This is a genomic window from Caulobacter sp. AP07 (assembly GCF_000281955.1).
Taxonomy (GTDB): domain Bacteria; phylum Pseudomonadota; class Alphaproteobacteria; order Caulobacterales; family Caulobacteraceae; genus Caulobacter.
The window spans coordinates 1-12,758 of record NZ_AKKF01000179.1; the positions used below are offsets into that span (position 1 = coordinate 1).

12 protein-coding genes and 1 pseudogene are annotated in these 12,758 nt (G+C 70.4%); 8 read left to right on the forward strand and 5 right to left on the reverse strand.

Annotated elements, in window-relative coordinates; translation table 11 throughout:
- The 4 genes and pseudogenes from PMI01_RS15825 to ispG form a co-directional block, all read left to right on the forward strand.
- A pseudogene (locus PMI01_RS15825) lies at positions 1-191 on the forward strand (hypothetical protein); the annotation flags it as partial.
- Positions 192-392: 201 nt separating this feature from the next.
- On the forward strand, positions 393-2,657 hold the full coding sequence (gene ptsP / locus PMI01_RS15830; RefSeq protein ID WP_035036582.1) for a phosphoenolpyruvate--protein phosphotransferase: 2,265 nt from the start codon (positions 393-395) through the stop codon (positions 2,655-2,657).
- A gap of 170 nt (positions 2,658-2,827) precedes the next feature.
- Complete coding sequence (locus tag PMI01_RS15835; RefSeq protein ID WP_051989976.1) at positions 2,828-3,865, forward strand: helix-turn-helix domain-containing protein; 1,038 nt, start codon at positions 2,828-2,830, stop codon at positions 3,863-3,865.
- Positions 3,866-3,930: 65 nt separating this feature from the next.
- Positions 3,931-5,070, forward strand: a complete 1,140-nt coding sequence (gene ispG / locus PMI01_RS15840) for a flavodoxin-dependent (E)-4-hydroxy-3-methylbut-2-enyl-diphosphate synthase (protein ID WP_007670892.1) — start codon at positions 3,931-3,933, stop codon at positions 5,068-5,070.
- A gap of 122 nt (positions 5,071-5,192) precedes the next feature.
- Here the strand turns inward: ispG and PMI01_RS15845 are convergent, their stop codons facing one another.
- The 4 genes from PMI01_RS15845 to PMI01_RS15860 all read right to left on the reverse strand — a co-directional run bounded on the left by PMI01_RS15845 (position 5,193) and on the right by PMI01_RS15860 (position 8,006).
- On the reverse strand, positions 5,193-5,579 hold the full coding sequence (locus PMI01_RS15845; RefSeq protein ID WP_007670894.1) for an OsmC family protein: 387 nt from the start codon (positions 5,577-5,579) through the stop codon (positions 5,193-5,195).
- Positions 5,580-5,657: 78 nt separating this feature from the next.
- Complete coding sequence (locus tag PMI01_RS15850; protein ID WP_007670895.1) at positions 5,658-6,296, reverse strand: hydrolase; 639 nt, start codon at positions 6,294-6,296, stop codon at positions 5,658-5,660.
- Positions 6,297-6,341: 45 nt separating this feature from the next.
- The gene (locus tag PMI01_RS15855) at positions 6,342-7,031 is read right to left on the reverse strand and encodes an isochorismatase family protein (RefSeq protein WP_007670897.1); all 690 of its coding nucleotides are present in this window, start codon (positions 7,029-7,031) and stop codon (positions 6,342-6,344) included.
- 96 nt (positions 7,032-7,127) lie between these two features.
- Entirely contained in the window at positions 7,128-8,006 is an 879-nt protein-coding gene (locus PMI01_RS15860) for a pirin family protein (protein ID WP_007670899.1), read from the reverse strand.
- 121 nt (positions 8,007-8,127) lie between these two features.
- Between PMI01_RS15860 and PMI01_RS15865 the strand changes: the two genes are divergently transcribed.
- Complete coding sequence (locus PMI01_RS15865) at positions 8,128-9,036, forward strand: LysR family transcriptional regulator (protein WP_007670900.1); 909 nt, start codon at positions 8,128-8,130, stop codon at positions 9,034-9,036.
- Here the strand turns inward: PMI01_RS15865 and PMI01_RS15870 are convergent.
- Positions 9,033-10,427 (reverse strand): aminotransferase-like domain-containing protein, encoded by a 1,395-nt coding sequence (locus PMI01_RS15870; protein ID WP_007670901.1) that lies wholly within the window; start codon positions 10,425-10,427, stop codon positions 9,033-9,035. The genes PMI01_RS15865 and PMI01_RS15870 overlap by 4 nt on opposite strands.
- 102 nt (positions 10,428-10,529) lie before the next feature.
- Between PMI01_RS15870 and PMI01_RS15875 the strand changes: the two genes are divergently transcribed.
- The 3 genes from PMI01_RS15875 (at position 10,530) to PMI01_RS15885 (ending at position 12,684) form a co-directional block, all read left to right on the forward strand.
- Positions 10,530-11,207, forward strand: a complete 678-nt coding sequence (locus PMI01_RS15875) for a LysE family translocator (RefSeq protein ID WP_007670902.1) — start codon at positions 10,530-10,532, stop codon at positions 11,205-11,207.
- A gap of 80 nt (positions 11,208-11,287) precedes the next feature.
- Positions 11,288-12,061, forward strand: coding sequence for a DUF3108 domain-containing protein (locus PMI01_RS15880; RefSeq protein ID WP_007670904.1), 774 nt, complete (start codon positions 11,288-11,290; stop codon positions 12,059-12,061).
- A gap of 131 nt (positions 12,062-12,192) precedes the next feature.
- On the forward strand, positions 12,193-12,684 hold the full coding sequence (locus PMI01_RS15885; protein WP_007670906.1) for a molybdopterin-dependent oxidoreductase: 492 nt from the start codon (positions 12,193-12,195) through the stop codon (positions 12,682-12,684).
- Positions 12,685-12,758: the final 74 nt, after the last annotated feature.

Consider the following 12,758-nt stretch of genomic DNA (forward strand, 5'->3'; position numbering starts at 1 on the left):
ACAACAGCGGCTACGGCTACAACAACGGCTATGGCCACTACGGCAACGGTTACGGCCAGTCGGGCTACGATCACCGCTACGAAGGTCGCCGCGACCGCGACGACCGCGACGACCGCGGCGACCGCTACAACACCGGCTACCGCTACGACGGTAACGGCTATGGTAACGGCTACTACGGCCAGCGCCGCTAACGGCTGATCCTCGCGAGCGATCCGGCGCCGTCCCTTCCGAGGGGCGGCGCCTTTTCGTGCGCCATCGGCGATTTGACCGCGAGCGAACGCTGTGCGGAGCGCGAAATCTGCTATAGCCCGCTCGGAGCGGTGCGGCTTCATTAACCCTTGGCGCGTCCAGTCAGGCTAAGCCGCATCGAGCAAGGGAGTGCGCGCGAAAACATGGCGGCGTCCGGGATCGCTGTTCGGGGACCACGCAGCCTGCTTCGGCAGATTCGCGAGGCCATGGCCGGTGGCGGGCCCGCCCAGGCCAAGCTCGACATGGTGGTGCGCACCATCGCCATCTCGATGGTCGCCGAGGTCTGCTCGATCTATCTGCGCCGCGCCTCGGGCGATCTCGAACTGTTCGCCACCGAGGGCCTGTCGCGCGACGCCGTCCACGTCACCCGCATGAAGCCCGGCGAGGGCCTGGTCGGCGAGACCATGCGCCTGGGTCGGCCGCTGAACCTGTCGGACGCCGCCAGCCATCCGGCCTTCTCGTATCGTCCGGAAACCGGCGAAGACCCCTATCACGCCTTCCTGGCCGTGCCCCTGCTGCGCGGCGGCCGCTCGATCGGCGTGCTGGTCGTCCAGAACCGCACCGAGCGGGTCTATGGCGAGGAAGAGGTCGAGGACCTGCAGATCATCGCCATGGTCCTGGCCGAGATGGTCAGCGCCGGCGAGCTGCTGGGCCTGACCGAACTGAAGGACGTCGAGATCGCGCCCCACAAGCCGGAACGGCTGAAGGGCGCGCGTTTCGCTGAGGGCCTGGCCTATGGCGTGGCCGTGCTGCACGAGCAGCCGGTGGCTCCCGAGCAGTTGCTGTCCGACGACGCCGCGGCCGAGGAGGCCAAGCTCAAGGCCGCGATCGAGGCCTTGCAGACCCAGATCGACGAGATGCTGGACGGCCAGCACGGCCTGGTCGGCGCCTCCTACGAGGTGCTTGAGACTTACCGGATGTTCGCCCACGACCGGGGCTGGAACCGGTCGTTGCAGGAGGCCGTGCGTTCGGGACTTACGGCGGAGGCCGCGGTCGAACGCGTGCGGTCCGAGCATCGCGCCCGGCTGGGCCAGGCCCGCGACCCCTATCTGCGCGAGCGGCTGCACGACCTGGAAGACCTCAACGACCGGCTGCTGCGCCACCTGTCGGGCGACGTCCACGCCGTGCGCGTGCTGCCGGACGACGCCATCCTGATCGCCCGCAACCTGGGCCCCGCCGACCTGCTGGAATACGACCGCACCAAGCTGAAGGGCATCCTGCTCGAGGAGGGCTCGGCCGCCAGCCACGCCGGCATCGTCGCCCGGGCCCTGGACATCCCCTGCGTCGGTCGCCTGGCCGGCCTGCGCGACCGGGTCAACGAGGGCGACCCGGTGGTGGTCGACGCCGAGACCGCCGAGGCCTGGCTGCGGCCGCGCGCCGACGTCATCAAGGCGCTGCGGGCCCGGATGGAGGTCCGCGCCCAGCGCAAGGCCGAGTTCGCCCGGCTGCGCGACACGCCGGCCATCACCAAGGACGGCGACAAGGTCACCCTGCTGATGAACGCCGGCCTGGCCGTCGACCTGGACATCCTGGGCGAGACCGGGGCCGAGGGCATCGGCCTGTTCCGCACCGAATTCCAGTTCATGGTCGCCGAGGAAATGCCCCGGCTGGAGGCCCAGACCAGCCTCTACGAGAAGGTGCTGGACGCCGCCCAGGGCATGCCGGTCACCTTCCGCACGCTGGACCTCGGCGGCGACAAGCTGCTGCCGTACATGGAGCTGGAGCGCGAGGACAATCCGGCCCTGGGCTGGCGCGCCATCCGCATGGGCCTGGACCGGCCGGCCCTGCTGCGCATGCAGATCCGCGCCCTGATCAAGGCCGCCAAGGGCCGCGAGCTGCGGATCATGTTCCCGCTGGTGGCCAATGTGGACGAGTTCCGCGCCGCCCGCGCCTTCGTCGACCAGGAAGTGGCCTGGGCCCTGAAGCGCGGCCGGCCCGAACCGGCCCGTCTGGACGTCGGGGCGATGATCGAGGCGCCGTCGCTGCTGTGGCATCTGGACGCACTGCTGCCGATGACCGACTTCGTCTCGGTCGGCACCAACGACCTGATGCAGTACCTGTTCGCCGCCGATCGCGGCAACCCCAGAGTGTCCGACCGTTACGACCCGCTGTCGCCGGCCGCCCTGCGGGCCCTGAAGACCATCCAGCAGGCCTGCGCCGACACCGGCACGCCGGTCTCGGTGTGCGGCGAGATGGCGGGGCGTCCGCTGGAGGCTTTCGCCTTGCTGGCGCTGGGTTTCGACCGTTTGTCCATGCCGCCGGCCGGCATCGGACCGGTCAAGCAGATGGTGCTGTCCTGCGACCGCGAAGCCGCCAGGCGGAACGTCGAGGCCCTGCTGAAGACCTCGGCCGGTTCGCTCCGCGGCGAGATCGAAACCTTGGCGCGCAAGCTTTACGTCGCGGTCTGACGGCGCGGGTTCTTAACCAAGCTCCGCTTTATAGTGTATTGAATCCCGCGACTTACTTTGATATCGACCATAAAGTATTAACAAATCCCGGGTACATCCGGTGGGGCATGGTCGTCGGGTTCTCTTTCTGAGAGAATGGGACGACGCGAATTTGAGGTCACATGGCAGCCATGCCGCTGGATACAGGCAGGGTTTCGCACTTGCATCTGGTCGCCGACAGCGATCCGGAAGGCGCGTCGACGGCGACGTTCCAGCCTTCGGTCGACCATGGCGTCGACATCGGCGCGGCCCTGCGCGCCGCCCGTGAGTTCCGCGGCCTGACCCTGCAGGACGTGGCCGACGCCACCCGCATCCGCCAGGGCTATATCGAGGCGCTGGAGGCCCTGCGCCTCGAAGAGCTGCCCTCGCGCCCCTTCACCATCGGCTACGTCAAGTCCTACGCCAAGCTGCTGGGCCTGGACGGCGACGCCGCCGTCGACCGCTTCAAGCTGGACGCGCCCGACGACAGCGAGCCGCTGCGCGCCCCGGTCGGTGTCCGCCACGAGCGCGACCCGCGCCTGGGCCTGATCCTGGCCCTGGGCGTGCTGGTGGTGGCCGCCATCGTGCTGTGGAACGTGGCTCAGCGCGCCATCGCCAAGGACACCCCGCCCGCCCAGGTCGCCCAGTCGCACGCCATCGCCGTGGCCGCCGCCGCGCCGCACGCGCCCGTCGGAGGCGGCGTCGAGGGCGGCGCCTCGGTGTCGCTGGGCGCGCCGCTGCCGGCCCCGGTGGAATCCACCACGCCCGAACCCTACAAGACCCCTGGCCTCGACGACGCCGCCGCCAACGGCGGCTCGGCCGACGCCGTGACCGCCGCCTCCAAGGCGCGCGCCGTGACGGCCGCCGCCGCCACCCCGGCTGATCCGAGCCAACTGGTCGGCCTGGGCTCGGCCTTCCGGGCCAAGGGCGCGGTGTACGGCGCGGCGCAGGCCGACGCCTCCGGCCTGATCCTGCAGGCCCGCAAGCCGGCGTCGCTGACCGTGCACGGCGCCGACGGCTCGATCTACTTCACGCGCTGGATGTCGGCCGGCGAGGCGTTCCGCGCCCCGCGCAACGGCGGGCTGATCGCCGAGGTCTCCGACCCGACCGCCTTCGACGTCTATAACGGCGGCGCCCTGACCAGCCGGATGACCTCGCCGACCGCGGCGCTGAGCAAGCTTGGCGGCTAGTCGGGCGGCAAGACATTTCCGCGACGCCCTTGGGTTCCGCCCGCAAAAGCCTTAGGTTCTGACCCATGGCCGCTGACCACACCCACCTCCGTCCGTGGCGCTCGATCGAGCGTCGCAAGTCGCGCAAGATCCGTGTCGGCAATGTCGAGGTGGGCGGCGACGCGCCGATCACCGTCCAGTCGATGACCAACACCCTGACCAGCGACGCCGCCGCGACGCTGGAGCAGATCCGCCAGCTGGAAGAGGCCGGCGCCGACATCGTCCGGGTCTCGTGCCCCGACACCGACTCGACGGCGGCCTTCAAGACCATCGCCCGCGAGTCGCGGGTGCCGCTCGTGGCCGACATCCATTTCCACTACAAGCGCGGCATCGAGGCGGCCCAGGCCGGCGCGGCCTGCCTGCGGATCAATCCGGGCAATATCGGCAGCCCCGACCGGGTGCGCGACGTGATCCAGGCGGCCCGCGACCACGGCTGCTCGATGCGGATCGGCGTCAACGCCGGCTCGCTGGAGCGCGAGCTGCTGGAGAAGTACGGCGAGCCGTGCCCCGACGCCATGGTCGAGAGCGCCCTCAACCACGCCCGCATCCTGCAGGACCACGACTTCCACGAGTTCAAGATCAGCGTGAAGGCGTCCGACCCGTTCATGACGGTGGCGGCCTATCACCAGCTGTCCGAGCGCATCGACTGCCCGCTGCACCTGGGCGTCACCGAAGCCGGGGCGCTGCGCACCGGCACGGTCAAGTCGTCGATCGGCATCGGCTCGATGCTGTGGGCCGGTATCGGCGACACCATCCGGGTGTCGCTGGCCGCCGATCCCGTCGAGGAGATCAAGGTCGGCTTCGACATCCTCAAGTCGCTGGGCCTGCGCCACCGCGGCGTCAACATCATCGCCTGCCCGTCCTGCGCCCGGCAGGGCTTCAACGTCATCAAGACGGTGGAGGCTCTGGAGGCGCGGCTGGCCCACATCTCCCAGCCGATGTCGCTGTCGATCATCGGCTGCGTGGTCAACGGCCCCGGCGAGGCGCTGATGACCGACCTGGGCTTCACCGGCGGCGGGGCGGGGTCGGGCATGGTCTACATGGCCGGCAAGCCCGACCACAAGCAGTCCAACGACGGCATGATCGACCACATCGTCGAGCTGGTCGAACAACGCGCGGCGCAGCTGAAGGCGGCGGCCGAGGCCGAGGCGATCGCGGCGGAGTAGTTCCCGCCACTTGCCCCCTACGGGTCGCTTCGCGACCGTCTTCCCCCACAGGGGGAAGAGTCTGGGCTCCGCCCCCTATGGGGGCGGACAGACCGCGAAGCGGTCAGGTGGGGGCAAGTCGCTCACCCCAGCGACGTCTCGATCGGCACCCCGCCCTTGATGGCCAGGGTCACCGGCGTGCGTTCGGCCACGTCGGCCAGCCGCGCGCGCTGCGCGTCGTCCAGCGGCCCCGTCGGGACCAGCACCCGCTCGATCCGGGGCGGGGTCTCGCCGCCGTGATAGTGCAGCCGGACCTCCAGCGCCTCCAGCGGCCAGGCCTTGCGCTCGGCGTACATCTTCAGGGTGATCGCCGTGCAGGCCCCCAGGGCCGACAGCAGCAGGTCGAACGGGGCGGGCCCGGCGTCCGCGCCGCCCAGCCGCTCGGGCTCGTCCGCTGTCAGGGCGTGGTGGCCGGTGGTAATCGTCGTTGCATAGCGGGTTTCGCCAATGCGGGCGGTGGCGACGGCCATGAGAGCTCCTTGCTGAATCTGGAACAGGATCGCGGAACGGCGGCGGGCGCACAATGGGCGACCGCCGCTCAGCCCCGGCTAGTCCCGGTCGTAGGAGAACTGGATGCCGGGGGTGCCGCCCGTCGAGATGAACAGGTCGAGGAAGTCGGGAACGGTCTCCTGGCGCTTCCAGTCGCGTTGCAGCTCGCAGAACAGCTGGACCACGCTGATCATCTGGCCGCCGGCCTGCTGGATTCGGCGCAGGGCCATCTCGTGGGCGACGGGCGAGGTGCCGCCCACCGCGTCGGCGACGACATAGACCTCGTAGCCTTCCCGCAAGGCGTCCAGCGCCGGGAAGGTCAGGCAGGCCTCGGTCCACAGGGCCGTCATGATCAGTTTCTTGCGGCCCGTCGCCTCGACCGCCCGGCGAAATTCCACGTCTTCCCAGGAATTGATCGTGGTGCGGTCATAGGTGGGCAGGTGGCCCAGAACCTTGCGCAGCTGCGGGATCGGCGGCTTGTTCAGGTCGGTCGCCACATTGACCGTCGAATGGACGATCGGCAGGCCATAGGCGACGGCGGCCTTGGCCGCGCCGACGATGTTGTTGACCAGCAGCTGGCGGTCCATCGAGGCGATCGAGTTCACCTGGACGGGCTGGTAGTCGATGATCACGAAGGCCGAGTTCTGGGGCGTGAGCAGGGTGTCGGCGACGGGGTCGCGGATCGGTTCGCTGGACATGGGGGTCTCCTGGTCCAAGGGGGAATTGAAGCGAAGGACGCGCGGTCAGCCGCGCTGCGAGTCGAGCGTTTCGTGGTTGGTCGCGACGTCCAGGGCCTTGCCGTAGCTCTCGATCAGCAGCTGATATTGCGGGAAGATCTGGGTGTAGACCTCGGCCCACTGTTGGGCGTCGTCGCGATGCCAGGTCTTCTGGATCTCGGACGCCACCGCCCCGACATCGATGGGCACGACGCCGGCCTGGACCACGCGGGCCAGGGTGATCTCCTGGGCCATCTTGGAATAGGTGCCCGAGGCGTCGATGACGGCGAACACCTTGTAGCCCTCCTGCACCGCGCTGATCGACGGGAAGGCCATGCAGACGCTGGTGATGGTGCCGGCGATGATCAGGGTCTTGCGGCCCGTCGCCTTCACCGCCGCGACGAAGTCGGGATTGTCCCAGGCGTTGATCTCGCCCTTGCGCGCCACATACTGGGCGTGGGGGGCGTTGCGGTGGATTTCGGGGATCAGCGGACCGTTCGGCCCCTGCGGCACCGAGGCGGTGGTGATGACCGGGATGTTCGCCAGGGTGGCGATGGTGGCCAGCGCCCCGGCATGGGCCCGCAGCGTGGTCATCGGCATGTCCTGCACGGTCTGGAACAGGCCGCTCTGGTGGTCGATCAGCAGCATCACGGCGTCGGCGGGATCGATGACGGGGCGGGCGCCGCCGAAATTGGCGGGGGTGCTCGATGAGGTCATGGGACGTCCTCTCTCTGGTCGATGCGGCGGCTCTGGGGGGAATGGCCGCCTTGGGGGTGACGGTCCGGGCCGTCGAAACGGCCCGGAGCGTCGGCGTCAGTGCGCGCCCTGGGGGGCGATCTTGCCGAAGTCGCCCTTGTTGAAGTCGGTGATCGCCTGGCGGATCTCGTCCTGGCTGGTCATCACGAACGGGCCGTAGCCGACGATCGGCTCGTCGATCGGCTCGCCGCCGAGGATCAGCAGCTTGACGTCGCTGTTGGCCTCGATCTCGATCCGGCCGGCCTCGCGGTCGAACACCACCATCTGGGCGTCGCGCACCACCTCCTGGCCGTTGACCAGGGCCGTCCCCTTCAGGACGATCGCCGCCAGGGTGCGGCCTTCCGCGATGTCGAAGCCCGCCGTGTGGCCCGCATTGAGGCGGACGTCCCAGACGTCGATCGGCGTGAAGGTTCGGGCCGGACCGTGGCGACCGCCATGCTCGCCGGCGATGACCCGCAGCTTGCCCGCCCCGTCCGGCAGGTCGACGGCGGGGATTTCCGCGTCGAGCAGCGTCTGGTAGCCGGCCGGGGCCATCTTGTCCCGCGAGGGCAGGTTGACCCACAGCTGCACCATCTCGAAGGCCCCGCCCGTGCGGCCGAAGGCTTCGGAGTGGTATTCCTCGTGCAGGATGCCCGAGGCGGCGGTCATCCACTGGACGTCGCCGGGCCCGATCTTGCCGCCGGCCCCGGTGGAGTCGCGGTGCTCGACCTCGCCCTCGTAGACGATGGTCACGGTCTCGAAGCCGCGGTGCGGGTGCTGGCCGACGCCGCGCCGATGGGCGGTCGGCTCGAAGCGGGTGGGGCCGGCGTAGTCGAGCAGCAGGAACGGGCTCAGCTGCTTGCCGTGGCTGTCGTAGGAGAACAGCGAGCGGACGGGAAAGCCGTCGCCGACCCAGTGCTGGCGGGGGGCGCTGTAGACGCCGAGGATCTTCTTCATGGTCTCGCCTCCTTTCGATCGACCGGGGCCGATCTGTTGGAAAAGAAGCTAGGCGCGTGACGATCTGTCCGGTAGGCCGTGATATGGCGCCTCAGCGTTCTATCTGTGGGACGATGCGATCGTGCAGGACCTGAACGACCTCTATTATTTCGCCGCCGTGGTCGAGCATGGCGGGTTCGCCCCGGCCGGCCGGGCGCTGGGCCTGCCCAAGTCGAAGCTCAGCCGCCGGGTCGCCGCCCTGGAGGAGCGCCTGGGCGCCCGGCTGATCCAGCGGTCGACGCGGCGGTTCTCGGTGACCGAGGTCGGCGCCGACTACCACCGCCATTGCCAGGCGATGATCGTCGAGGCCGAGGCGGCGCAGGAGACCATCGACCGGATGCGCGCCAGCCCGCGCGGCCTGGTGCGGCTGGCCTGTCCCACCGGTCTGCTGCACAGCGACGTGTCGCGGATGCTGGCCGGCTTCCTGATGCGTTGGCCCGAGGTCGAGGTGCATCTGGACGCCACCAACCGCCGGGTGGACGTGGTCGGCGAGCGGCTGGACCTGGCGATCCGCGTGCGCTTCCCGCCGCTGGAGGACAGCGACCTGACCGTGCGAATCCTCGGCGACAGCCGCCAGCGCCTGGTCGCCAGCCCGCGCTGCCTGTTCCAGGCCGAGCATCCGAGGGGGCCGGCCGACCTGCACGGCCTGCCCAGCCTGGCCTGGGGACCGGCCGAGGGGGAGCATAGCTGGACCCTGGAGCACGAGACCGGCGCCGGGGCGGTGGTGCGTCACCATCCGCTGCTGGTCACCGACGACATGGTGGTGCTGCGCGACGCCGTCGTCGCCGGGGTCGGCGTGGTGCAACTGCCGTTGATGGCGGTGCGCGACGCCCTGGCGGCGGGCGAACTGGTCGACCTGCTGCCCGGCTGGGCCCCCCGCAGCGGCGTCATCCACGCCGTCTTCCCGTCGCGTCGCGGCATGTTGCCCTCGGTGCGCGCCCTGATCGACCACCTGGCCGACGGCTTCGCCCGGCTGGAGGCGACCCCCTAGATCACCGCCCGCGACCGCTCGTCCGCCCCGGTCAGCGCCGTCGCCACCACCCGCAGGCCGCGCTCGAGCTGCGCCCGGTCGGTGGTCGCGCCCAGGCAGATCCGCACGCCGCTCTCCAGGCCCTGGGCGACGATCGGCGCGCCGGGCGGGGTGATCTCGACGCCGCCGCGCAGGGCGCGGCCGGCCAGGCGCTCGGCGTCCAGTTCCGCCATCGGCAGCCAGACGTGCGGGCTGAAGGCCGAGGCCGGGGTCTCGATGGCCGAGCCGAGGATCGCGCGGGCCAGGCCGAGGCGCAGGCCCATCTCGTCGCGGATCTCGCCGGCGATCAGGTCGGCCGTGCCGTCCTCGATCCATTGGGTGGCGATCAGGGCGCCGAAGTTGGGCGGGGCGTAGAACTGGGCGCGCACGGCGTGGACGACGCGTTCGAACAGGTCGCCCAGCGGGGCCAGCAGGAAGCCGACCCGCAGGCCGGGCGACAGGGCCTTGGAGACGCCGGACACGTGGATCGTCCGCTCGGGCGCCAGTTCGACCAGCGCGGGCAGGGGATCACCGCCGAAGATCGAATAGATGCCGTCCTCGATGATCCACAGGTCGCGCCGGCGCGCCACGGCCACGATGTCGGCGCGGCGCGCGGCGCCCATGATCCGGCCGGTGGGGTTCTGCAGGGTCGGCAGCACGAACACCGCCTTGGCCCCGTTGGCCGCCGCCCGGTCGAGGGCGTCGGGCAGCAGGCCTTCGCCGTCCATGGCCACGCCCGTCAGCCGATAGCCGGCATGGTCGGCCAGCACCCGGGCGCCGGGGAAGGTGGCGGCTTCGCACAGCACCTCGTCGCCGGGCCGGCACAGGGCGGCCAGGGCCAGGCTCAGGGCCTGCTGGGCGCCGGCGCAGCAGATCAGCTGGCGCCAGTCGGCGTTCTCGACGCCGGCGGTGCGCGACAGCCAGGTCGCCAGGGCCCGGCGATGGGCTTCCAGCCCGGTCGAGGGGGCGTAGGCCAGGTTGTCGAGCAGGTCGGGACGGCGCTGCAGCCGCGCCAGGGTCTGGACGATCCGCGCCCCGCCCGCGCCGACGGGCGCGATGTTCTGGCTGAGATTGATCGGGCCGGGATCCTCGGCCGTCGTTCGCGCCGCCGCCCCCATGCCTTTGCCCAGGGCCCCCCGCACGAAGCTGCCGCGCCCGACATGGGCCTCGACCAGCCCAGCCTTTTCGGCCTCGACATAGGCGCGGGTGACGGTGCCCAGGCCCAGGCCCAGGCGGTGGGCCAGGTCGCGCTGCGGCGGCAGGCGGTCGCCGTGCGCCAGGGCGCCGGCGGCGATGTCGGCGCGCAGGGCGTCCAGCAGCCGCTCATAGAGCGGTGCGTCGCCGGTCGGCAGGGTCGGGGTCCAGGCGGCCATGAGGTCTCCAGAATTGTCACTGGAACAATATAGGTTTTGACACATGATGCAATTGGCAAGATGACCGTGACATTCATCCCCGATGTCTTGGGAGCATCCGCCATGACCGTCCAACTGCTGCTCGCCTTCGTCCTGTTCGCCTTCGCCACCGCCGGCACGCCCGGCCCCAACAACATGATGCTGCTGGCCTCGGGCGCGAACTTCGGCTTCCGGGCGACCATCCTGCACATCCTCGGCATCAGCGTGGGCCTGGGGGTGATGGTGCTGGCCATGGGGCTGGGCCTGGGCGGGGTGTTCAAGGCCTGGCCGGTGCTGCACGACGTGCTGCGCTGGGCGGGCGGGGCCTATCTGCTGTGGCTGGCCTGGAAGATCGCTACCACGAAGGGCATCAGCGACAAGGACGCCGGCGCTCGGCCGATGACCTTTCTCGGCGCGGCCGCCTTCCAGTGGGTCAATCCCAAGGCCTGGGCCATGGCCCTGACGGCGGCCACCACCTACACGCCGGAGGGCTCGGCCCTGGCGGTGTTCATCGTGGCCGGGACCTTCATGCTGGTCGGCGCCCCGTGCAGCGCCGCCTGGGCCGGGTTCGGCCAGGGCATGCGGCGGTTCCTGGACCGGCCGCCGGTGCTGCGGGCCTTCAACCTGACCATGGCCGCCCTGCTGGTCGCCTCGCTCTATCCGCTGGTGGTGGAGACGGGGCCGGGCAGGAAGGTCGAGGCCCCGCGCCAACTGGCCGCCCAGGCGATGCCGGCCTTGCCGCGCATCGGCTCGCACGGCTGAAGGGGCGGATTACCGAAGCTTAAGTGGCCGGCGGGCGGCGCTTGAGGTCTGGTGCCCGGGCTCAGGCCCTTGGAGTCGCCATGTCCCTCGCCGTCCGTTCCGCGCTCGTCGCCGTTCTGCTGCTGGCCGGGAGCGCGGCCGTGGCCCAGGCCGCCGTCACGCCCGTGCCGGTGGGCCAGCCGCTGGCTCGCTTCGACAAGCTCAAGCCCGGCGTCCATCGCTACCTGCGCTACCGGCAGGTGGGCGACACCGTCACCGCCGTCGATGTCTGGACCCGCGAGGTCCGCTTCGACGACCAGGACGGCCAGCGCCGGCTGCACATCGTCCAGCACTGGGACGGAGCGGGCGCGGCGACCTCCAACCGCCAGCTGGACAGCTGGTTCGAGGTCGGCACCTTCCGGCCCCTGACCCACGAGCGCCGCTCGCAGAAGGACGGGGTGTCGAAGATCGAGGGCTTTGCCTTCCAGTCCGACAAGATCGTCGGCCTCAAGGCCCTGGAGGGCAACGCCGCCAAGGACTTCGAGGTCGCCTCGCCGCAACCCAGCTTCAATTTCGAGACCGACATGGAGTTCCTCCAGGCCCTGCCGCTGGCGGCGGGCTACGAGGCTAGCATCGTCTTCACCCATCCGGGCGGCGGCCCGCCGGCCCCCTATGTCTTCAAGGTCGTGGGCTCGGAGCGGCTGAGCCTGCCCGGCGGCGGCAAGGTCGACTGCTGGGTGGTGACCGCCGACTACAACCATCCGGAAATCCCGGTGACCCGCTTCTGGTTCGCCAAGGACAGCCAGGTGATGATCAAGCAGGTCTCGCCGCTGCCGGACGGGACGGGGGTGATGGGGAAGACGCTGCTGTATTAGGTCGTTCCTCACGCTCGTCATCCCCCGCATAAAGCGGGGGATGACGACGATGGGGCTGTTCCGGCGAGGCCGCTTGCCTCCCAGACCGGAACAGCCCCACATCGGCGCACCAACTCCCGAGGGCCCACCCCATGCGCTTCCCGCTCGTCCTGGCCGCCGTCGCCGCCGTGACCTTGAGCTCGGGGGCCTGGACCCCGGCCCTGGCCCAGGACCTCAAGGTCACCGTCGTCGGCCGCGACTCGATCGTCCTGACCCCCGCCGACCTCAAGGCCCTGCCGCGCGCCAAGGCCACCTTCCAGGCCAAGGGCCACGCCGTGACCTTCGAGGGCCCGCTGCTCAACGCCGCCCTGCTGAAGGCCGGGGTGGTGTCCGGCGACCGGCTGATGGGCCGCTACCTGAACCAGGTGGTGGTCGCCAAGGGCGCCGACGGCTTCACGGCCACCTATTCCCTGGGCGAGACCGACCCGATCTACCGCGCCAATCCGGTGATCATCGCCGACAGCAAGGACGGCCAGCCGCTGGACGCCAAGGAAGGCCCCTACCGCCTGGTGGTCGACGGCGACCTGCGGCCCGGCCGCTCGCCGCGCCAGGTGGTGTCGATCGAGGTCAAGCCGGTTCCCTGAGGCCCCTCACAGTCGTCATCCCCCGCTTCATGCGGGGGACCCAAGCCGAGCTGGCCGACGTGGCTTGGGTCCCC